Origin of the sequence: Pseudonocardia nigra (assembly GCF_019396355.1) — a bacterium.
GTDB classification, from domain to species: Bacteria; Actinomycetota; Actinomycetes; order Mycobacteriales; family Pseudonocardiaceae; genus Pseudonocardia; species Pseudonocardia nigra.
The window spans coordinates 1-20,776 of the sequence record NZ_JAHKRK010000053.1 but is presented as its reverse complement, the minus strand read 5'-3'; the positions used below and the strand labels follow the sequence as shown (position 1 = coordinate 20,776).

The window sequence follows — 20,776 nt, the reverse complement described above, 5'->3', positions numbered from 1 at the left end:
GTCGATGGCTGACACAGCCTTGCTGCAGATGTGCGGCATCGACAAGTCGTTCGCCGGCGCCCCAGCGCTGTCCCAGGTGGACCTGACCGTCGCCCCTGGCGAGGTGCGCGCCCTGATCGGGCAGAACGGGGCCGGCAAGTCCACCTTGATCAAGGTCTTGACCGGCGTGCACCGCCGCGATGGCGGGCGGATCGAGTTCGCCGGGCGCGAGGTGGACTTCACCTCCACCCAGGACGCGCAGCGGTCCGGGGTCGCGACGATCTACCAGGAGGTGAACCTGATCCCCTACCGGTCGGTCGCGGAGAACGTGTGCGTCGGGCGCGCGCCACGCCGGTTCGGACTGCTGGACTGGAAGGCGATCAACGCGGACGCCCGGACGCGGCTGGCCGCCCTGGATGTGCACGTGGACGTCACCCGCCCGCTGTACGAGTACCCGATCGCCACCCAGCAGATGACCGCGATCGCCAGGGCGTTGGCCTTCGACGCCCGCCTGGTCGTCATGGACGAGCCGACCTCATCCCTGGCCGAGCGCGAGGTCGGCATCCTGCTGGACGTCATCCGCCGGCTCCGGGACGCCGGGGTCGCGGTCGTGTTCGTCTCGCATCGCCTCGACGAGCTGTACGCGGTGTGCGACACCATCACGGTGCTGCGCGACGGGCAGGTCGTCGCCGACACGACGATCGCGGATCTGCCCAAGTACGAGCTGGTGTCGACGATGCTCGGCCGGGAGCTCACCGAGTCCGAACGCCGTGGGCAACACGTCGGGCGAGTACGGGGCGAGTCGGCGCCGACGGTCCTCGAGGCACACGAGCTGCGCCGCCCGCCGGCACTGAACGGCTCGTCGGTCGAGCTGCGACGCGGCGAGGTCGTCGGCCTGGCCGGGTTGCTCGGCTCGGGGCGGTCGGAAACGGCGCGAGCCTTGTTCGGCGCGGACCCGATCAGCGACGGCGAGCTCCGGCGATCCGGCCGCAGCGTGAGCTTCTCCGCGCCGCGCGACGCGATCCGGGCCCGCATCGGGTTCTGCTCGGAGGACCGCAAGGCCGAGGGGATCATTCCTGAGCTGTCGGTGCGCGAGAACCTGACGCTCGCGCTGCTGCCCCGGCTGGTCCGGCGCGGCATCGTCGACCGGAGCCGCCAGCAGCAGATCGTCCAGAGCTTCATCGATCGGCTCGGCATCAAGCTGTCGAACCCTGATCAGAAGATCAGCGAGCTGTCGGGCGGCAACCAGCAGAAGGTGCTGCTGGCCCGGTGGCTGTGCACGGATCCCGAGGTGCTGATCCTGGACGAGCCGACGCGCGGCATCGACGTCGGCGCCAAACAGGACATCCGGGACCTCATCGGCGAGCTGGCGGACGAGGGGATGTCCGTGCTGCTGATCTCCTCCGAGCTGGAGGAGCTGATCACAGGGTGCGACCGGGTCCTGGTCCTGCGCGACGGAACGACCGTCGCGGAGTTCGACGGTTCCGACATCAGCGAGAGGTCGATCCTGCACGCCATGGCCGAGGGCGCGGCGGCAGGCGATCGGGAGGAGCGGACGACCGATGGCTGAGACGATGCTCACCCGCAGTCCCGACCCCGCCGCCGCCCCTGGCGCCCGGCGTACGCGGTCCTGGGCAGGGTTCGCCCGGCAGTACGGCGCCGCGGTGATGCTGGTCCTGCTGTTCGCCTACAACGCCCTGTTCACACCGAACTTCTTGTCCCTGCAGACCCTGCTCGACGTGCAACTGCGGCAGGCCGCACCGGTCGCGATCGTCGCGCTGGGGATGGCGCTGGTGATCGCCGTGGCGGGGATCGACCTGTCCGTCGGGTCCGTGATGGCGATCGCCGGGCAGGTCGGTGCACTGTCGCTGCTGGCAGGCGCGGGGCCGATGCTCGCCATCCTGCTCGCGCTGGTCGTCGCCGCGGTGTGCGGGGCCTTCAACGGCACCTTGGTCGTGCGCTACGGGGTGCAACCGATCATCGCGACTCTGATCCTCTTCATCGCCGGCCGCGGCATCGCCCAACTGCTCAGCGGTGGCCGGCTCACCGGCTTCCGCAACCCGGACTTCCAGTTCCTCGGACTGGGTCGTATCGCCGGGGTCCCGATGCCGGTCGTGCTGATGGTTCTCCTCGCCGCGGTGCTGTGGTTCGTCGTGCGCTACACCGCGTACGGACGCACGCTGCTCGCGACCGGCGGGAACGAGAACGCGGCACGGTTGGCCGGCGTACGGACCGGGCGGGTCAAGATGGGGGCCTACGTCGCCTCGGCTGCGCTGGCCGGCCTGGTCGGCCTGGTCGTCATCGGCATCACCAGCGCTTCGGACGCCAACAATGTCGGGCTCGGGGTCGAGCTCGACGCCATCGCCGCGGTCGCTGTGTCCGGTACCCCGCTCACCGGTGGCCGGATCTCGATCATCGGCACCCTCGTCGGGGCCGTGATGCTCCGGCTCCTGCAGAACACCCTGATCGCCCAGGGTGTGCCCCGCGAGATCGCCCAGGTCGTCACGGGGGTCGTCATCGTCATCGCGCTGTTCCTGCAGCGCCGCTCCCGCTGACCGCGAGGAGGCCGGCATGTCCACCACCATCGCCCCCGTCGTGCGCCGCCGCCGGTACACGAGCGTGCTGCAGCAGCAGGGCGCGCTCATCGGGCTCATCGTGCTCGTGGTCTTCGGCGCGCTGCGCTATGGGGAGAGCTTCGCCACCGGGTTCAACGTGCAGAGCGTCCTCGCCGGTGACGCCAAGTACGCCCTCGTCGCGCTCGGCATGTGCTTCGTCATCATGACCGGCGGCATCGACCTGTCCGTCGGCTCGGTCGCCGCGCTCGGTGGGGTGGTCGCCGTTCAGGTCAGCGGCGCCGGGCTGGTTCCCGCACTCGCCGCGGCCGTGGCCGCCGGCGCCGCGGTCGGCCTGGTGAACGGCGTGCTCGTCGCCCGGTACCGGCTGGCGCCGTTCCTGGTCACCCTCGCCACCCTGCTCGTCGCCCGCGGACTGGCGCTCCGCCTGGCCGATGCCCGTGCCGCGGTGGCCGACCGGGACAGCGGCTTCACCGACCTGGGCGCCTGGACGTTCCTCGGCGTGCCAGTGGCGTTCTGGATCGTCGTGCTGCTGTTCGGCGCCGGTGCGCTCGCGCTGCACCGCACCGGCTTCGGCCGCAACGTCCTCGCCGTCGGGGGCAACGAGGACGCCGCCCGGCTGATGGGGCTGCCGGTCGACCGCACCAAGGTCGCGGTCTACGTCCTGTCCGGGGCACTCGCCGGTACTGCCGGTGCCTTCCTCGGCGCGCAGACCGGCTCGGTCGACGCCGCGGCCGGGCAGGGCTGGGAGCTCACCGCGATCGCCGCCGTGGTCGTCGGCGGCACCCTGCTCACCGGTGGGGTCGGGTCCGTGCTCGGCACCCTGGTCGGAGTGCTGCTCCTGCAGCTGATCTTCAACCTGATCGTCTTCGAGAACAGCCGCGGCGGAGTCCAGATCAGCTCCTACTGGGAGTCGGTGATCCGCGGCGCGTTCCTGCTCGCCGTCGTGCTTCTGCAGGTACGGCTCACTCGCCGGAACCGAACCCCGGCGTCCGCCTAGATCCACTTCTTGTCCGTCCCCCTCTCACCGGGAAGAGCCATGTCCACTGTCGCTTCTGTCCGAACCGATTTCTTCCAGGTGCCGCTGCCCGTGGTCCTGACCGACGCCACGCACGGCGTCATCCCGCATTTCGAACTGGTCACCGTCCGGGTCGAGGACTCCGACGGTGCCATCGGCCTCGGCTACACCTACGCCGTCAACTCCGGCGCCGAGGCGTTCGCCGTGTTGATCGACCGCTACCTGACCCCGGTCCTGACCGGGGAGGACGTCGACCGCACCGAGCACCTCTGGCAGCGCATGTGGTGGGCCCTGCACTACGCAGGCCGCGGCGGGCACGCCACGTCGGCGATCTCCGCCGTCGACATCGCCCTGTGGGATCTACGGGCCCGCCGCGCCGGCCTTCCGCTGTGGCGCTTCTTCGGCGGCTACGACCCGCGAGTGCCGGTCTACGCCGGTGGCATCGACCTGGACTTCCCCATCGAGCAACTGCTCGAGCAGGCCGACCGCTTCCAGAAGGAGGGCTTCCGGGCGATCAAGATGAAGGTCGGCCGGGCCAACTGGCGCGAGGACGTCGAGCGGGTGCGCCGGATGCGCGAGCACCTCGGCGACGACTTCCCGCTGATGGTCGATGCCAACATGAAGTGGACCGCAGACCAAGGGGTGAAGGTCGCACGGGCGCTCGCCGAGTTCGACCTGGTGTGGCTGGAGGAACCCACCATCCCCGACGACATCGCCGGCCACGCTCGGGTGCTGCGCGACGGTGGGCTGCCGATCGCCAGCGGGGAGAACCTGCACACGCTCTACGAGTTCCAGCACATGATCACCGCAGGCGCGGTGACCTACCCCGAACCGGACGTCTGCAACATCGGCGGCATGACGGTGTTCCGCAAGGTCGCGGCGCTGGCGGAGGCCCACAACCTGCCGGTGACCTCGCACGGCGCCCACGACCTCACCGTCCACCTGATGGCCGCGGCCCCCAACCGCACCTACATGGAGGCCCACGGCTTCGGCCTGGAGAACTACCTCGCCGAGCCGCTGCAGATCGTCGACGGCGTCGCCATCGCCCCGGAGCGACCCGGCCACGGCCTCACCTTCGACTTCGATGCGCTGGCCCCGCACCGGATCGGCGGGACCGGACCGTGACCAGGAGCCCCACGAAGCCGACCCGCGTTCGCGATCACCTACGCCCCGGCCTGCCTCCTCGGCGGGTGGGCGTCGGACCGGTTCGGCCCGCGCCGCACCATGGCGGCCGCGGTCGCGTGGTGGTCGGTGTTCACCGCGGCGACCGCGCTGTGCTTCAACGCCGCCACGTTCGTCCTGCAACGGCTGCTGTTCGGCCTCGGCGAGGGCCCGCAGGGTGCCACGACGGCGCGCACCATGCGCAACTGGTTCCCGCAGAAGGAGTACGCCACCGCCGTCGGCTTCTCGTTCGCGTTCAACCCGCTCGGCGCGGCGATCGGCATCCCGGTGGTCACCTGGCTGCTGCTGCTGTTCGACAACGAGTGGCGATGGCCGTTCGTGGTGCTCGGTGTCGCCGGCCTGCTGATCGCCCTGCTCTGGTACGGGGTGGTCCGGGACCGCCCGGAGCAGCACCCGCGCGTCGGCGCGGCCGAGCTGCGGCACATCAGCTCCGACGCGGTGACGCCGGAGCTGGACGCCGCCGACGAGGACGTCCCGTCGCTGCGGGACTACGTGCGCCATCGGTCGGTGTGGAGCAACGCGCTGGCGTTCTTCGGGTTCAGCTGGATCCTGTTCATGTTCCTGTCCTGGTACCCGGTCTTCCTCGTCGAGCAGCACGGCGTCGACCTCGCCGACCTCGCCTGGGCCGGCTCGCTGCCCTGGATCGCGGGTGCCGTCGGCACCGCGCTGGGCGGGCTGCTGTCCGATCATCTGGTGCGGCGCACCGGCGCGGTGTTCGCCACCCGCAAGTGGATCGCCGTCGTCTGTCTCGGCGGAGCCGCGCTGCTGGTCGTGCCCATCGCGATGGTCGGCTCGACCCTCGGCGCCGTGGTCCTGCTGACGGTCGCGCTGCTGTTGCTGTACCTGAGCAACGTCCAGTTCTTCGCCCTCGTCGCTGCCACCGTCCACACCGCCCGGCTCGGCAGCGTCACGGGCTTCGTGCACTTCTGCGCCAACTGCGCGGCCATCGTCGCCCCCGCGCTCACCGGCTTCCTCGTCGCGGACCTCGGCTCCTGGGTGCTGGCCTTCGGCGTCGCCGCCGGGCTCGCACTCGCCGGAGCGGTCGCCCTCGCGTTCGCCCGCCCCACCACCACCACCACCGGGAACGTGTCATGACCCACGCCTACGACGACGCCGCCCCCGTCGTGGTCACCGACTGCGACCACGCCGATCTCGGGCCCGAACTCGCCGTGCTGGAGCCGCTGGGCATCGCGCTGCGGCGGGAACAGTGCCACTCGGCCGCCGAGGTCATCGAGCGGTGCCATGGCGCCACGGTGCTGATCAACCAGTACGCCCCGATCACCGCCGAGGTGCTCGATGCCCTGCCCGGGGTCCGCCTCGTGGTGCGCTACGGAGTCGGCGTGGACACCGTCGACGTCGCTGCCGCCACCCGGCGCGGTGTGTGGGTCGCGAACGTCCCCGACTACGGCACCGGCGAGGTCGCCGACCACACCGTCGCGCTGGCGCTGTCGCTGCTGCGCGGGATCACCGGCTACGACCGGTCCGTCCGCGCCGGCGACTGGGACTACCAGGTCGCCCGCCCCCTGCGGCGGCTGTCCGCCCTGACCTTCGGCGTGATCGGCTGCGGGGCGATCGGCCAGGCCGTGGCCGGGCGGGCTGCAGCCTTCGGGATGCGGGTGCTCGGGGCGGAGATCGTCGCGGGCCGACCCGCGGGCCACGGCCCGATCATCCGGGTCGGCCTGGACGAACTGCTCGCCGAGTCCGACGTGGTCTCCCTGCACGCGACGCTCGACGAGCGATCCTGCGGGCTGCTCGGCGAGCGTGCGCTGGCGGCGATGAAGGCGTCGGCGGCCGTGGTCAACACCGCCCGCGGCGGGTTGATCGACACCTCGGCGCTGCTCGCCGCGCTCGACGACGGCCGGATCGCCGGCGCCGCGCTGGACGTGCTCGACGTCGAGCCCGCCGTGCCCGAGGTTCGCGACGCACTCAGCCGCCATGACCGGGTGATCCTGTCCCCGCACGCCGCCTGGTACTCCGAGGAGTCGTTCGTGCAGCTCAAGAGCGAGGTCGCCCGCGAGGCCGGGCGTGTGATCTCCGGCGCGGCGCCGCGCTGCCCGGTGAACCGACCGACGGCTGCGGCGGAGGTGGTCCGATGAGGGCGTTGACCTGGACGGGCGGCACGGAGGTCGCGGTCGCCGACGTGCCGGAACCCGAGCCCGCCCCGGGCCAGGTGCTCGTGGAGGTCGCCTACACCGGCCTGTGCGGCACCGATCTGCACATCTGCGCCGGGGAGCACCCCCGCGCGAAGCCCGGCCTCGTCATCGGGCACGAGATCGCCGGCACTGTCGCCGAGAGCGCCGAGGGCCTCGCAGCCGGTACGCGGGTGGTCGTCGATCCGCTGCTCGCCTGCGGTCGATGCGACACCTGCCGGAACGGCCGTCCGCACACCTGCGAGAACCTGCGGCTGGTCGGCATCGACGTGCCCGGTGGGGCGGCGCCGCTCGTCGCGATCGACGCCGACCGGCTGATCCCGGTCGCCGCCCCGGTCGACCTGCGCCACCTCGCCTTCGCCGAACCCCTCGCGGTCGCCGTGCGCGCCGTCCGGCGCTCGGGGCCGCAGCTCGGCCAGGACGTCGTCGTCGTCGGTGGCGGCCCGATCGGGGCCGCGGTCGCGTTGTGTGCCCGCGACGCCGGGGCCGGGCGGGTCGTGCTCGCCGAACCGGCACCGGCGCGGCGCGAGTTCGCCGCGGCACTGGGGATCGACACGACGGAGAGCGCCGCCGGCCTGCGCGGCGACGTGGTCTTCGACGCGGCCGCGCATCCGGCGGTCGCCGCGCTGGTCACCGAGGTGGCAGCCCCCGGCGGCGTCGTGGTGCTGGTCGGAGCGTACGGCGATCCGACGGCGCTGGACCTGCGCACCGTCACCTTCAAGGAGCTGTCCGTGGTCGGCACCCGGGTCTACTCCCGCCAGGACATCCGCGTCGCCACCGAGCTGGTCGCCTCCGGCCGGTTCGATCCCGAGCCGTTCCTCACCCGCACCGCGGCACTGGACGAGGCCGCGTCGGCGATCGCCGACCTGCGCCGAGGGGTCGGGCTGAAGGTCCTGGTCCGGGGGACGTCGTGAAGGCGCCCACGATGATGAAGGCACTGCGCAAGCTCGCCGCCGGCGACCGCGAGCTCGTCCTGGCCGACGTTCCGGCCCCGCACGCCCGCCCCGGCTGGGTGGTGCTCGACGTGGGCTACGCCGGGATCTGCGGCACCGACCTGCACATCGTGCACGACCAGTTCCCCAGCTGGCCCCCGGTCACGCTCGGCCACGAGTTCACCGGGACCATCCGGGAGCTCGGCGACGGCGTCGAGGGTTGGGCCGCGGGTGACCGGGTGGTCTGCGAGCCGCACTCGCTGGCCTGCGCCACCTGCCACCTGTGCCGTCGTGGTCTCGCGCACCTGTGTGCACAGAAGCGATCGCCGGGTTGGGGCATCGACGGCGGCTTTGCCGAGCAGGTCAGCGTGCCCGCTCATCTGCTGCACGCCGTGCCCGAGGACGTCGACGATCTCGCCGCCGGGCTGGCCGAACCGCTCGCGATCGTCGTCACCGCGTTCGAACGCATGCCCGTGCAACCGGGCAGCACCGTGCTGGTGCTCGGGCCCGGTCCGATCGGCATCCTCACCGCGCTCACGGCGACCGCGGCCGGCGCCGGACGGGTCGTGCTCGTCGGCCGCCCGTCGTCGGCCGCCCGGCTCGAGCTGGCCGCGAAGCTGGGGATCGAGGTGTGGAACTCCACCCGCTGCGACGTGGCCGAGGCAGCCTACGAATGCACCCGTGGCCGCGGCGTCGACCAGGTCGTGGAGACCAGCGGCACAGCCGGCGCCGTCGCCCAGGGCCTGGGCAGCCTGCGCCGGCAGGGCCGGATGTGCGTGCTCGGGGTCAGCGGCGAACCGCAGATCCCGGTGCCGTGGGCCCTGGCCATGAACCGGGCTGTCGATGTGGCCTTCTCCCTGTCCTCGTCCTGGTCCAGCTGGGACGCGGCGCTGGCCCTGCTGGCCCGCGGCGCCGCCGACCCGCGGCCGCTGGCCACCGTGTTCGCCCTGTCCGACTGGGAGCAGGCGTTCGCCGCCACCCGATCCCGCGAGGTGGTCAAGGCCCTGCTCCGGCCCACCCCGCCGCCACCGGATCCGAGGAACCCGCAGCGATGACCACCACCGACACCTTCGCCCCGGCCCTGCTCGGCGACCAGCCCGGCATGCTGATCGGTGCCGATTGGGTCCGCACGCCCACCACGCGCCCCGTCGAGAACCCGGCAACCGGCCGCGTGTTCGCCGGCGCGCCCGAAGGCACCGTCGAGCACGTGGACGCGGCAATGGCCGCTGCCGCGGACGCGCAGCGACGGTGGGCCCGACGCAGCCACCCCGAGCGGGCCGAGGTGCTCGCCGCGGTCGTCGGCGAGATCGACCGGTACGCCGAGGAACTCGCCCGGATCGTCGTGGCCGAGCAGGGCAAGACGATCACCGAGGCCCGCGGTGAGGTCGAGGGTGTCAAGGCCTTCTTCGACTTCGCCGCCAGCCACCACAAGTACCGGCCGGTCGGGGAGCTGATCGCCCCCACCCGCCCCGGCGAGACGCTCGCGGTTCGCGAGGAGCCGCTCGGCGTGATCGCCGCGATCACCCCGTGGAACTATCCGGCCGCCATCGTCGCCCGCAAGCTCGGCCCGGCGCTGATCGCCGGGAACGCGGTCGTGCTCAAGCCCAGCGAGACCACCCCGCTGTCCGCGCTGGCGGTTGCTCGGCTCTGCCAGCTCGCCGGTGTCCCGGACGGGCTGGTCAACATCGTCACCGGGCCCGGCCGGCTGATCGGCAACGCCTTGGTCACCCACCCCCGGACCAGCATGGTCACCGTCACCGGGTCCACCCGCGCGGGCCGGGAGATCCTCACCGCGGCCGCCCCGTCGATCATCCCGGTCTCGCTCGAGCTCGGCGGCAAGGCCCCGTTCCTGGTCTTCGCCGACGCCGACCTCGACCTGGCCGTCGAACACGCCGTGCAGGCCCGGTTCTGGAACTGCGGGCAGGTGTGCACCTGCAACGAGCGCACCTACGTCCACCGCAGCCGCTACGACGAGTTCGTCGCCCGGTTCGTCGAGCGGGCGCAGGCGATCCGTGTCGGCGACCCGACGGACGAGACCGCCGAGATGGGCCCGAAGGTGTCCGCCGCGGAACGGGACAAGGTCGCCGAGATCGTCCACCGGGCACAGGAGCAGGGCGCCGAGGTCGTCCTCGGCGGCGGACGCCCCACCGGCGACCGGTTCGAGGACGGCCACTGGTTCGCCCCGACGGTGCTGGCCGGCGCCACCAACGACATGGACGTCGTGCAGCAGGAGGTGTTCGGCCCGGTCCTCCCGATCGTGCCGTTCGACGACTACGCCCAGGCGATCGACTACGCCAACTCGACGGTCTACGGCCTCACCTCCTACGTGTTCACCGGGAACCTCGACACCGCGATGCGGGCCACCGCGGACCTGCAGTTCGGCGAGGTGTACGTCAACAAGATCGGGCCGGAGGACGTGCAGGGCTTCCACCACGGGTGGAAGCAGTCCGGGCTCGGCGGGGAGGACGGCGAGCACGGGTACCAGCGCTACATCCAGCACAAGACCGTCTACCTGAGCTATCGGGCGGGATCGTGACCGGAACCGTGTGCGCCCTGGCCGAGCGGGCCCGTTCCGCGCTGCGCTCGGCGGAGGCCGGATCATGACCTCCGTCGGCTCCGGTCTGGTCACCCTCGGCGAGACGATGGGCCTGCTCGGCAGCCGACACGTCGGGCCGCTGCGGCACGCCGACGGCCTGACGCTCGGCGTCGGCGGCGCCGAGTCCAACGTGGCCATCGGGGTGACCCGGCTGGGCGGCCGGGCCTGCTGGGTCGGACGTGTCGGGGACGACCCCATCGGCGACCTCCTGGTGAACCGGCTCGCCGGCGAGCAGGTCGACGTCTCCTGCGTCGTCCGCGACAGCGGTGCGCCGACCAGCTTGATGGTGAAGGAGCTGCGCACGCCCCACGTCGCCCGCGTCACGTACTACCGCACGAACGGTCCCGGCGCCCGGTTGCAGCCCGAGGACATCCCGCACGAGCGGGTGGCCGCCGCGCAGGTCCTGCACATCACCGGCATCACCCCGGCGCTCAGTGCCGGCGCCGGACGCACGGTCCTGACCGCGGTCGAGATCGCTCGCGCTGCCGGGGTCACCGTCAGTGTGGACGTCAACTACCGCTCGACTCTCTGGTCCCCCGACCGCGCCCGCCCGGTGCTGCGCGACCTGGTCGCCCGCGCCGATATCGCGTTCGCCGGTGACGACGAAGCCGACCTGCTCGGCCTCCACGGCACCCCCGCCGAGCAGGCCGCCGGTCTCGCCGGCCTCGGCCCCGGCCAGGTGGTGATCAAACTCGGCGCCCGTGGTGCCGTCGCGTCCCTGCAGGGCCGACCCGCCGTGATCCCGGCCCGCACCGTGGTGGCGGTGGACCCGGTCGGTGCCGGCGACGCGTTCGTCGCCGGCTTCCTCGCCGACCATCTCCGCGGCGCCCCACCCGAGGCCGCGCTGCGGACCGCCGCGTCCTGCGGCGCGTTCGTGGTACAGATGCCCGGCGATTGGGAAGGCCTCCCCACCCGCGCCGAGCTCGCCCTCCTCGACGCCGCGCCGGGAACCGTCCTGCGGTGAGAAAGGTGTACCCGTGAGCCCCATCCAGGTCGACCCGGGCCGCGACGGCCTGATCAGCCTCAGCCCGTACGAGGCGCGCATCGCCGCCGCGATCTTCGAGCGCATGTTCCCGCCCGGCCCGGACTTCCCCGGAGCCGTCGACATCGGCGTGATCACCTACCTCGACCGTGCCCTGGCCGGGCACGACCGTCACCTGCGCGACATCTATCACCTCGGGCTCGCCGCACTCGACCGCGCCGCCCGCGACCGGTGCGGGACGGGGTTCGCCGACTGCGCCCCCGACGAGCAGGACGGGCTGATCGCCGACCTCGAGGCCGCACGGCTCCCGGCGTTCCACGCGCCCGAGCAACACGAGTTCTTCTGCCTCCTGCGGGCACATCTGCAGGAGGGCCTGTTCGCCGACCCCGCACACGGCGGGAACCGGGACAAGGCCGGCTGGCGGTTTCTCGGCCACCCCGGCGTGTGGCTCGAACATTCCGCCGCCGAGCAGCAGGCCGAGCAGTCCGTGACGAAGGACGGCGAGATCCGGTCGCTGGCCGATGCCGGCTACCGGCTCGGCGGATCAGCCGAGGAGACCCCGCCCGAGATCCCCGGCTACGACCCCCAGCGGGCCGCCGCCGAGCCGCCGGGGCCCGCCGACGTCATCATCGTCGGGATGGGCGCGATCGGCGGATTCGTCTCGGCCCTGCTCGCCGACGCCGGCCTGCGCGTCGTCGGCTTCGAGGCCGGCGGCTGGCGCCATCGCTCGGACTACCACCCCGACGAGCTGGGTGCGGCCTACTACTGCCGCGGCGACATGGGCCCCAAGTTCCTCTCCGAGGCACCCCGCTGGCGACGCAACGACGGCGAGCCCACGCAACCCATCACGTTCAGCCTCGGACGGATGATGAACGGCGTCGGCGGATCGATCGTGCACTGGGGCGGTGCGCTGCGCCGGATGCACCCCTACCAGTTCGCCTACCGCAGCCACATCGCGCAGCGGTGGGGCCTGGATGTGCTGCCGGAACACAGCACGGTTGCCGACTGGCCGCTCGACTACACCGACCTCGAGCCCTACTACGACCTGTGCGAGCGTATCGCCGGCGTGGCCGGCGACCGGTACGCCAACCCCTTCGTTCCGCGGGGCACCGACTACCCGATGCCCCCGCTGCGGCCGACCCGCAAGGGCGAGCTGTTCACCAGCGCCGCCCGCGACCTCGGACTGCACCCGCATCCGACCCCGGTCTGCGTCAACAGCGTCCCCTACAACGGGCTGCCCGCCACCCGGTACCACCCGTGGAGCGCCGGCTTCGGCTCGTTCCACGACGACCGCTGGAACCCCGGCCTCACCTCGGTTCCCCAGGCCCTCGCCAGCGGCAACCTCGACCTGCGCACCCACTGCCGGGTCCTGCGCATCCTCACCGACCGCAGCGGTCACGCCGACGGCGTGGAGTACGTCGACCCGCACGGCGTGATCCGCACCCACCACGCGCGCACCGTCATCGTCGCCGGCTACACCTTCGAGACCGTCCGGCTCCTGCTGCTCTCCGGCGGGCTCGGGGACGCGACCGGCCAGCTCGGCAAGCACTTCATGGTCAAACAGTGGGGCGACGTGTACGCCCACTTCCCCGACACCGTCTTCAACGCCCACACAGGCCCCGCCGCCCAGATGGTCACCCTCGACGACTTCAACGCCGCCGACTTCGATTGCGTGGCCAACGGCTTCGTCGGCGGGGCCAGCCTCAACGTCGAGAACCAGCAGCTGCCGCTGCAGATCGCTCGCGACCCGGTGCCTCCCGACGTCGCCGCCTGGGGGCGCCCCTACCAGGAGCACCTCCGCCGCTGGCAGCACGTCATGGCGGTGCGCATCCAGCCCGACTCACTGTCCTACACCACCGACCACCTCGACCTCGACCCTCGCTACCGCGACCGGAGCGGGCTCGGCATCCCGGTGCTGCGGGTCACCACCGACATGCGCCCGAACGAGCATCGGCTCCAGGACCACATGCAGCAACAGTGCACCCGGATCCTCGAGCGCATGGGGGCCGTCCGGACATGGAACGGGCCGCGTTTCCGGGGCGTCGCCAGCAGCCACGACCTCGGCGGCGCCCGGATGGGCGACGATCCGCGCAGCTCGGTGGTGAGCCGAGACCTGCAGGTGCACGACACCCCGGGCCTGTACGTGTTCAGCGGCGCCACCTTCCCCACCTGCACCGGGATCAACCCGCACCTGACCCTCATGGCCATCACCGCCCGGGCCACCGAGCAGCTGATCCACACCCTGGGCGGCGCTCGGCGCGGCGGCACGTCGAGGAGATGCGTCGCACCGGTCACCGGTCCGACGTGATCTTCGCCCGGCAACGGGCGCACGGCCGCACACGACACCGGCCTACGAGCGGATAGTGTCCGCTGCGGATCGGCGAAAGATCGGGTAGGTGGACGATGGCGGCGACCACGAAGGGACGCCGGACCGTGCACATCCGCCGGTCGCCGTGCACACGTCCGGCGATGTGCACGGTCCCCGCGCGGTGTGCACCGTGCCGAGGCTCTCGTGCCGGGCGAGTCGTTCGAGAAGCGCGGGGACCTGCGGGAGCAGCGCCGCGTCGATCCGCCGCAACGCCCTCGGCAGCTCCACCTCGGTCAGCGTCGAGGTGACGAGGAGCGTGTCCATGCGGCCGTCGAGCCAGTCGGCCAGCGCCTCGCTCTCCGGTTCGGGGCGCAGCAGCTTCACCAGCGCCGCCGTGTCGAGGTAGATCATCAGAAGCGCTCGTCGTCGCGCATCTCCCGCAGTACCGCGCCCGCCTCGGAGTCGGTGCGTACCGGGCCGGCCGGGCGCGGCACCGGGCCCCGGCGCGTGGGCGGGTGCAGCGTGCCGGCCGCGATGAGATCGGCGAGCGGGTGCGCCTGGGCCGGAACGAGCCGGGCGATGACGACCCCGCGCTCGGTCACGTCGATCTCCTCGCCGCGCTTCACCCGGGCCAGCACCCCGGCCGTGTCCTGGTTGAGCTCGCGGACGGGCACCGCACTCATGCCGCCAACGGTACTACATTGGCGTAGTACGACGAGGTCCGTTCACCACTCGGCCGGCGAGCCGTCCGGGTGGCGCCACACCGGCGAGCGCCACCGGTGCCCCTGCTCGGCGGCCCGGATCACCGCCTTCTCGTCGATCTCGGTGCCCAGCCCCGGCCGGCTGAGCCGTTCCATGAACCCGTCCCGGAACTCGAACGCCGAGGTGTCCACGAGGTAGTCGGCGAGGTCGGAGCCGGTGTTGTAGTGAATGCCGAGGCTCGTCTCCTGGATGAGCGCGTTCGGGCTGGCGAGGTCCACCTGCAGGCAGGCGGCGAGCGCGAGCGGGCCGAGCGGGCAGTGCGGGGCCAGCGCCACGCCGTGCACCTCGGCCATCGCCGCGATCCGCCGGCACTCCGAGATGCCGCCCGCGTGCGACAGATCCGGCTGCGCGACGGAAGCGGCTGACGATCGCTCTCGGTCCAGCGACGGCAGGGTGACGAGCGCTGCCACGTCTCACCGTGCAGCCGCGGATGCCGGTTTGCACGGGCGGACCCCGTCCGGGGAGGGGTGGCGGTCGCCGCTCTCGCCGCTTCCCTGGGCCACGGGCAGGTGGGGCGGTCGCACGCCGTCATCTCCTGGGCCCGCTCCGGTCGGCGACACTGCCCGCCCCTCCGACCAGACGTGCCCGGGCCATGTCGGCCAGCGCCCAGGTGGCCGGGGAGAGCACCGCTGACGAGCGGTGGACGAGGGCGATGGTGTCGTAGAGCGGTGGGTCGAACGACGCGACCGAGAGGTTGCCCGGAAAGGCACCGCTGGAGGCCACGGCTCGGCTGACGAAGGTGTCGCCGATACCGGCGGCGACGAGCTGCAGGGCGACCTCGACCTGCTCCACCTCGATGCTCGCGGTGAGGGTGAGCCCCGCTTCCTGCGCACGCTCGGCCAGTTGCCGCCGGGTGGGGTCCGACCATCCGTAGTGCGCGTCGTACAGGATGAGTGCGGCGTCGGCGAGCGCCCCGATCGTCACCGCTCGTGCGCACCGGCGAGGGTCGGCGCTGACATAGCACACCTCGTCACTGAGCAACGGCGTCGCCGTCAGCTGCTCGACGTCGACCGGCAACACCACCAGCCCCGCTTCGATCTCCCCGGCGACCACGGCGGCGGCGACCTCCACCGAGTTCAGCCCGACCAGGCGGATGCCGACATCGGGATAGCGGCGGTGGAAATCCATCGCGAGGTCGGCCAGCAGGTAGTACTCCGCGTTGCGCAGGACGCCGAAGGTGGCGGTGCCGCCCTTGAGGGAGCGGATCGCAGCCAAGGCTTCGCGACCGCCGTCCGCCGCGGTGACCGCCTGCTCCGCGAACGGGAGCAACGCCTGGCCGGAGCTCGTCAGCTGCAACGAGCGCGGGCCGCGCACGAACAGAGTGACGCCGTTGTCGTCCTCCAACCGCCGGATCAGCTCGCTCACCGAGGCCTGCGACATACCCAGGACCTCGGCGGCCCGCGTGAACGAGCCGCGCCGGGCAGCGGCGAGGAACGCCCGGAGCTGCGAGAGCGTCATAGGGTAACCCTATCGAATGCGCTGTATCAGCTGGGTTGTACGGGGCATCGGCGACTTCTAGCGTCGCCGTATGCAGGTGAGCAGCCGTACGCGTACCGCCCTGTCGGGGAAGTTCAAGTACCTCAAGGAGCCGGCCATCGACGGCCCGCCCGCCGAGCGTGATCCCGCGGTCGTCGCCCGGGTCTCGGAGACGCTGCTGGACATCTCCCGGAACGGGATGGATGCGATCCGCCGGTACGCCCGCGAGCTGGATCGCTGGTCCGACCCCGGGTTCGAGCTGTCGCGTCGGGACATCGACCAGCTGTGCGAGCAGGTGCCCGCCGACGTCCGGGACGCGCTGCGGCTGGGGCGGGACCGCACCCGCGCGTTCGCGACGGCCCAGCGCGAACGCATCCAGGATGCGGAGTTCGAACTCGAACCCGGCCTGGTCACCGGATACCGCCACATACCCCTCGACCGGGTCGGCGCCTACCTGCCCGCCGGCCGGTTCCCGCTGCTGTCGAGCCCCTCGATGACGGTCAACGTCGCCAGGACGGCGGGCGTCGGGTCCGTCATGGCGTGCACGCCGCCGCAGCCCGACGGGCGCCCGCACCCGGGCATGGTCTACGCCGCGGACCTCTGCGGGGCCGATCAGATCTTCGTCCTCGGCGGGGTCCAGGCGTTGGCCGCGATGGCCTTCGGCCTGATCGGCGACGGCCCGGTGGACATGCTCGTGGGTGCCGGCAACGCCTACGTCGCCGAGGCCAAGCGCCAGCTGTTCGGCGCCGTCGCCATCGACCTGCTCGCGGGCCCCTCGGAAGTGGCCGTGATCGCGGACGGCCAGGCCGACCCCGACATCGTGGCAGCCGACCTTCTCGGGCAGGCGGAGCACGGCACCGATTCCCCGGCCGCGCTGGTGACCACCTCCGAGGACCTCGGGCACGCCGTGATCGCTCGGGCCGAGGCACAACTGGCCGACCTCGCCACGGCATCCATCGCGGGCCCGGCGTGGCGGGACCACGGCAGCGTCATCTGGGCCGAGGACCGAGAGACCGCGGCCGCGCTCATGGACGAGCTCGCCCCGGAGCACCTCGAGATCATCACGGGCGACGACGACTTCTACTTCCAGCGGCTGCGCAACTACGGATCGATCTTCCTGGGCCCGTGGAGCACCGTCGCCTACTCGGACAAGGGCATGGCCGGCACCAACCACGTCCTGCCCACCGCGGGCCGGGCCCGCTACACCGGGGGTCTTTCGGTCGCCCGCTTCCTCAAGACACTGACCTATCAGCGGATCACCCGTGAAGCCACACCGCTCCTGGGCGAGGCCGTCGACGTGATCTCCCGATACGAGGGCATGGCTGCCCACCGGGCCACCGCCACCCGGCGTCTCGCGACCTATCGCTGACACCCCCAGCCGCGGCCATCCACCACCCATGCCGGGCAGGAGGACGCCCACGCCGGACGTACCCGCCCGACCTGAACCTGCGGCGCTGCGGGAACTGCGCATCGTCGACGCTGCCGCGAACCGAGGAGTGACATGTCCCGCCCGCTTCCCCTCGCCCTCGTGCAGGCCGCAGGCCGGCGCGCCGATGATCTGAAGGGTTTTGCCGCGCACGTCGAGCACGTGGCGCGCTCCCATCCGCAGGCCCGACTGCTGGTCTATCCGGAGTTGCACCTGGCGACGGACGACCTCGGGTCGCTCGACGAGGACGCCGTCGTGGACAGTGCCGAGCCGGTGCGGGACGGCCCGCGGCACACCCTGCTTTCCCGACTCGCCGCGGACCTGGGCATCTGGCTGTGCCCGGGAAGCGTGTCCGAGCTCGGCGACGACGGCCGCGTCTACAACACGGCGCTCGTGTACTCCCCACAGGGCGAACTCGCCGCCACCTATCGCAAGGTCTTTCCGTGGCGGCCGTACGAGCGCTGCACACCGGGCAGCACGTTCGTGGTCTTCGACATGACCGGCTACGGCCGGGCCGGCCTGTCGATCTGCTACGACGCGTGGTTCCCCGAGTCGACCCGGCACCTGGCCTGGATGGGCGCGGAGATCGTGCTCAACGTCGTCAAGACCCCGACCGCCGACCGCGAGCAGGAAACCGTGATCACACGGGCGAACGCCATCGTCAACCAGGTCTTCGTCGCCAGCGTCAACGCGGCGACCCCCTCCGGGATGGGCCGCTCGCTGCTCGTCGACCCGGAGGGCCGGGTACTCGTCGAGTCCCCCGGTGCGCTCGCCTCGGTGCTCACCGCCGTCGTCGACCTCGACGCCGTCCCGACGGTCCGCCGCTTCGGCACCGCCGGCCTGAGCCGCATGTGGGAGCAGCTGCGCCCCGACGACGCCCCCATCGCGCTACCGCTCTACGGCGGGCGGATGGACCCTCGTACGCGGGCGATCACCGATCGGTGACGCCGGCCTCGGCTCGGCGCGCGAGCGTCGGTCCGGACGCGGAACGCCGGCCGCTGCCCGTGCCCGCAAGCGACCGCAGCACGTCCCCCAGGGCGTTGACGGCGAGGTGGATGTCCGATTCCGAGACCACCAGCGCGAACCGGATCGTGGCGCCCGTGGGTGTCCTTGGCGAGGACCCCGCGCGCGGCGAGCATCTCGCAGACCGTGCGGCCGGTGCCCGACGCCGGGTCGATGTCGACGCCGGCCCACAACCCGATCGCCCGGACGGCGGTGACGCCGTGGCCGACGAGCGCGGCCAACCGGTCCCGGAGCAGCCGCCCGAGTTCCGCCGCCCGACGCTGGAAGCTGCCGTCGGCGAGCAGCGCGACGACAGCGCGGGCGACGGCGCAGCCCACTGGGTTCCCGCCGAACGTGCTGCCGTGCTGCCCGGGCCGCGGGACGCCGAGGACGTCACGGTCGGCCACGACGGCCGAGACCGGCACGACACCGCCGCCCAGCGCCTTGCCCAGGAGATAGACGTCGGGCACCACATTCCAGTGCTCGCAGGCGAAGGTGCGGCCGGTGCGGCCGAGGCCGGACTGGATCTCGTCGGCGATCAGCAGCACACCGGCGTCGCTGCAGATCTCCCGCACCGCCGGGAGGTAGGCGGGCGGCGGGACGATCACCCCCGCCTCGCCCTGAACCGGTTCCAGCAGCATCGCCACCGTGCCGTCGTCGACGGCGGCGGCGAGGGCCGCGATGTCCCCGTAGGGGACGCGCCGGAAGCCGGGAGCGAACGGCCCGAACCCGGAGCGCGCGTCCGCATCGTCGGAGAAGCCGACGATCGTGGTGGTACGGCCGTGGAAGTTGCCGCCCGCGACCACGATCGTCGCCGCGCCGGGTGTCACTCCCCTGGTCTCGTAGCCCCACTTCCGGGCCACCTTGATGGCGCTCTCGACGGCCTCGGCTCCGGTGTTCATCGGCAGGACCATGTCCTTGCCCGCCATCGCCGACAGCTCTGCGCACAGCGCGCCGAGCTGGTCGTGGTGGAACGCGCGGCTGGTGAGCGTGATGCGACCGAGCTGCGCGGTGGCCGCTTCAAGGAGGAGAGGGTGTCGGTGGCCGAAGTTCAGCGCGGAGTACCCGGCGAGGCAGTCGAGGTAGCGCCGCCCGTCCTCGTCGGTCACCCAGGCGCCCTCACCCTCGGTGAGCACGACGGGGATCGGGTGGTAGTTGTGCGCCCCGTGCGCGCGTGCGCGCGTGCGCGCGTTCGAGCGCGATCGCGCGCGCCTCAGCCACGGCGGAGCACCTGGGCGCGCAGGGCCAGCTCGTCGTACTCGGCCCACTCGGCCACCACGAGGTCACCGCGGACGTGCACGTGATGGATGCCCATGATCGAGACCGGCGCCGCGGCGCCGCCCGCCGCCTGCGCAGTGCCGCGGATCCGGTAGCGCACGGCCACCCGCGAGCGGGCAGGCCCGTCGTCGAGCCAGTACAGCTCCTCGACCTCCAGCCGCGCGTCCGGCAGCAGGTCGAGCCAGCGGCCGGCCTCGCTCCGCACGCCGGTGTGTCCCGCCTGCCGTTGCGATGCGCCGAACACGTAGGGCGCGCCCGGCGCGTAGCGCTTCTCCACGAGGTCGAGATCGCGCCGGTTGTAGAGCCCGTCGAGCAGCTCGACGACGAACAGACCCGCCCCGTCGACCGTCTCCGGGACGGCCGGCACGGTGGCACCCTGTTCCTGCGCGGAACGCCCGGCGTTCCCGCCGGGTGGCGGCCCGGACGCCACGAGGTCCGTGGCCGCGGTGTCGGGGTCGATCCCGAGCTGGTCGGTGCCGTGCTTGCTGTTGGCGCCCGCCCACTCCTCGACGTACCGGTCGCCGAGGACCACGCAGTTGGCGATCACGCTGCTGACGATCGGGACACCGCGGGCCGCGTCGGTCCCGGTCGCGGTCCAGCGCATCGAGGTGCGGTATCCCGATGCGTCGTCGCCGGTCCAGATGGTGTCGTGGATGACGCCGAGGTAGTCCGGCATCGCGGCCTGCCGGCGTCAGGTGGCCTCGGTGACGGCCTCGCCGCCGACGAGGTCACCCGCGTCACCCCGGATGACGGTGCCCGCCGGGTAGTACGCCTTGACGAGGTCGGGCCGCCGATCGTTCCAGATCTCGTACGTGGTCCGCTCGACGAAGTCGACGATGTCGACGAAGGGAAGGGCGCCCATCGTCCGGGCCGGGCTCGCATGCTCGCTCATCGCCCGGCGCTTCGCGCAGGCGCGGTGTCCATGGCTCGCTCGCTCATCGGTGTCTCCTCGGGTCGCACCTTGCCCGGACCTCGCCTCGGGCCGCTAGTGTCTCGTGTCCGAAGTCTTTTGACGCTGCGCTTTGGCCAGGATGGCCTCGGCGTCCTTGGTCCAGATGAACGGTTCACAGCGCTCGTTCCATGCGTCGATGAAGCGGCGGATGGCGGCGATG

18 protein-coding genes and 2 pseudogenes are annotated in these 20,776 nt (G+C 72.2%); 13 read left to right on the top strand and 7 right to left on the bottom strand.

What is annotated here, in order from left to right; translation table 11 throughout:
* Window positions 1-4 precede the first annotated feature (4 nt).
* The 11 genes from KME75_RS15850 (at window position 5) to KME75_RS15800 (ending at window position 13,720) form a co-directional block, all read left to right on the top strand.
* Window positions 5-1,549 carry a sugar ABC transporter ATP-binding protein gene (locus KME75_RS15850; protein ID WP_219415589.1) on the top strand — a complete coding sequence of 515 codons (1,545 nt, stop codon included), beginning with the start codon at window positions 5-7 and terminating at the stop codon, window positions 1,547-1,549.
* Window positions 1,542-2,534 (top strand): ABC transporter permease, encoded by a 993-nt coding sequence (locus KME75_RS15845; protein ID WP_219415588.1) that lies wholly within the window; start codon window positions 1,542-1,544, stop codon window positions 2,532-2,534. The genes KME75_RS15850 and KME75_RS15845 overlap by 8 nt, the downstream gene beginning before the upstream one ends.
* A gap of 16 nt (window positions 2,535-2,550) precedes the next feature.
* Window positions 2,551-3,552, top strand: a complete 1,002-nt coding sequence (locus KME75_RS15840; protein WP_219415587.1) for an ABC transporter permease — start codon at window positions 2,551-2,553, stop codon at window positions 3,550-3,552.
* A 39-nt stretch (window positions 3,553-3,591) separates the two neighbouring features.
* The gene (locus KME75_RS15835) at window positions 3,592-4,695 is read left to right on the top strand and encodes a mandelate racemase/muconate lactonizing enzyme family protein (RefSeq protein WP_219415586.1); all 1,104 of its coding nucleotides are present in this window, start codon (window positions 3,592-3,594) and stop codon (window positions 4,693-4,695) included.
* 33 nt (window positions 4,696-4,728) lie between these two features.
* Window positions 4,729-5,847, top strand: coding sequence for an MFS transporter (locus KME75_RS15830; RefSeq protein ID WP_219415602.1), 1,119 nt, complete (start codon window positions 4,729-4,731; stop codon window positions 5,845-5,847).
* Window positions 5,844-6,848: a C-terminal binding protein gene (locus KME75_RS15825; RefSeq protein ID WP_219415585.1), complete on the top strand. Its 1,005-nt coding sequence runs from the start codon at window positions 5,844-5,846 to the stop codon at window positions 6,846-6,848. The genes KME75_RS15830 and KME75_RS15825 overlap by 4 nt, the downstream gene beginning before the upstream one ends.
* On the top strand, window positions 6,845-7,816 hold the full coding sequence (locus tag KME75_RS15820; protein WP_219415584.1) for a zinc-dependent alcohol dehydrogenase: 972 nt from the start codon (window positions 6,845-6,847) through the stop codon (window positions 7,814-7,816). The genes KME75_RS15825 and KME75_RS15820 overlap by 4 nt, the downstream gene beginning before the upstream one ends.
* Entirely contained in the window at window positions 7,813-8,889 is a 1,077-nt protein-coding gene (locus KME75_RS15815; RefSeq protein ID WP_219415583.1) for a zinc-dependent alcohol dehydrogenase, read from the top strand. The genes KME75_RS15820 and KME75_RS15815 overlap by 4 nt, the downstream gene beginning before the upstream one ends.
* Window positions 8,886-10,370, top strand: coding sequence for an aldehyde dehydrogenase family protein (locus tag KME75_RS15810; RefSeq protein WP_219415582.1), 1,485 nt, complete (start codon window positions 8,886-8,888; stop codon window positions 10,368-10,370). The genes KME75_RS15815 and KME75_RS15810 overlap by 4 nt, the downstream gene beginning before the upstream one ends.
* 64 nt (window positions 10,371-10,434) lie before the next feature.
* A complete protein-coding gene (locus tag KME75_RS15805; protein ID WP_219415581.1) occupies window positions 10,435-11,394 on the top strand; it encodes a sugar kinase in 960 nt (319 codons plus the stop codon).
* 13 nt (window positions 11,395-11,407) lie between these two features.
* Window positions 11,408-13,720, top strand: coding sequence for a GMC family oxidoreductase (locus KME75_RS15800; protein ID WP_219415580.1), 2,313 nt, complete (start codon window positions 11,408-11,410; stop codon window positions 13,718-13,720).
* 42 nt (window positions 13,721-13,762) lie between these two features.
* On the opposite strand, the gene KME75_RS15795 is transcribed toward KME75_RS15800, so the two are convergent.
* From KME75_RS15795 to KME75_RS15780, 4 genes and pseudogenes are all read right to left on the bottom strand, one after another.
* Window positions 13,763-14,131 carry a type II toxin-antitoxin system VapC family toxin gene (locus tag KME75_RS15795; RefSeq protein WP_219415579.1) on the bottom strand — a complete coding sequence of 123 codons (369 nt, stop codon included), beginning with the start codon at window positions 14,129-14,131 and terminating at the stop codon, window positions 13,763-13,765.
* On the bottom strand, window positions 14,131-14,403 hold the full coding sequence (locus KME75_RS15790; protein ID WP_219415578.1) for a type II toxin-antitoxin system Phd/YefM family antitoxin: 273 nt from the start codon (window positions 14,401-14,403) through the stop codon (window positions 14,131-14,133). The genes KME75_RS15795 and KME75_RS15790 overlap by 1 nt, the downstream gene beginning before the upstream one ends.
* Window positions 14,404-14,445: 42 nt before the next feature.
* A pseudogene (locus tag KME75_RS15785) lies at window positions 14,446-14,850 on the bottom strand (enolase C-terminal domain-like protein); the annotation flags it as partial.
* A gap of 160 nt (window positions 14,851-15,010) precedes the next feature.
* Window positions 15,011-15,940, bottom strand: a complete 930-nt coding sequence (locus tag KME75_RS15780) for a LysR family transcriptional regulator (protein WP_219415576.1) — start codon at window positions 15,938-15,940, stop codon at window positions 15,011-15,013.
* A 70-nt stretch (window positions 15,941-16,010) separates the two neighbouring features.
* Here KME75_RS15780 and hisD point away from each other — a divergent pair, with 70 nt between their 5' ends.
* The gene (gene hisD / locus KME75_RS15775; protein WP_219415575.1) at window positions 16,011-17,327 is read left to right on the top strand and encodes a histidinol dehydrogenase; all 1,317 of its coding nucleotides are present in this window, start codon (window positions 16,011-16,013) and stop codon (window positions 17,325-17,327) included.
* Between the two features lie 132 nt (window positions 17,328-17,459).
* Window positions 17,460-18,329: a carbon-nitrogen hydrolase family protein gene (locus KME75_RS15770; protein WP_219415574.1), complete on the top strand. Its 870-nt coding sequence runs from the start codon at window positions 17,460-17,462 to the stop codon at window positions 18,327-18,329.
* Between the two features lie 76 nt (window positions 18,330-18,405).
* Here the strand turns inward: KME75_RS15770 and rocD are convergent.
* The 3 genes and pseudogenes from rocD to KME75_RS15755 form a co-directional block, all read right to left on the bottom strand.
* Window positions 18,406-19,603: pseudogene (gene rocD / locus KME75_RS15765) on the bottom strand (ornithine--oxo-acid transaminase); the annotation flags it as partial.
* A complete protein-coding gene (locus tag KME75_RS15760) occupies window positions 19,600-20,340 on the bottom strand; it encodes an ester cyclase (protein ID WP_219415573.1) in 741 nt (246 codons plus the stop codon). The pseudogene rocD and the gene KME75_RS15760, both read right to left, overlap by 4 nt.
* Window positions 20,341-20,355: 15 nt before the next feature.
* Window positions 20,356-20,556: a hypothetical protein gene (locus tag KME75_RS15755; protein ID WP_219415572.1), complete on the bottom strand. Its 201-nt coding sequence runs from the start codon at window positions 20,554-20,556 to the stop codon at window positions 20,356-20,358.
* Between the last annotated feature and the right edge of the window lie 220 nt (window positions 20,557-20,776).